At 51.2% G+C, this 520-nt stretch carries 1 protein-coding gene; it reads right to left on the reverse strand.

Translation table 11 applies throughout. From position 1 onward, the window contains the following. Positions 1-61: 61 nt before the first annotated feature. The coding region (locus tag VT06_RS17240; protein WP_046555565.1) for a helicase-related protein at positions 62-520 on the reverse strand (459 nt) is incomplete at its 5' end.

Raw genomic sequence — 520 nt, forward strand, 5'->3', positions numbered from 1 at the left:
AACAAGCCCGTACTAAGAAAACACGCACTAAGTAAACACTTACTTAGTGCGTGGTATGCGCTTACTTCTTCGCTTTTGCGCTCTTCTTTTTCGCACCTGCGAGCATTTTCTTGGTTTTCTTTTTCTTCTTGGTTTTGCTCTTTTTATGCGGGTCTGGGAACTTATAGGTTGGCCGCAATTCTTTCACAAACCTACGCTCAATTCGCTCCCCTAAATAACGTTCAATACGGCCCAAGTTCTCGGCGTCATGCGCTTCTACTAATGCCACAGCAGTACCGGTTTTTCCGGCCCTACCGGTGCGGCCAATACGGTGCAGGAAGGTATCGCCTTTGCGTGGTAAATCGAAATTAACCACCAGCTCTACATCGGGTATGTCCAGCCCTCGGGCTGCTACATCGGTAGCCACGAGAATACGCTGCTTCACGTTCGAAAACGCTAGCAAACGCGATTGCCGCTCGGCTTGCGGCAGGCCACCTTCTAGCGCCATGGCGCCATAGCCCATGTTCTGCAGAACCTCGGC

Source organism: Arsukibacterium sp. MJ3 (assembly GCF_000987765.1).
GTDB lineage: Bacteria > Pseudomonadota > Gammaproteobacteria > Enterobacterales > Alteromonadaceae > Alishewanella.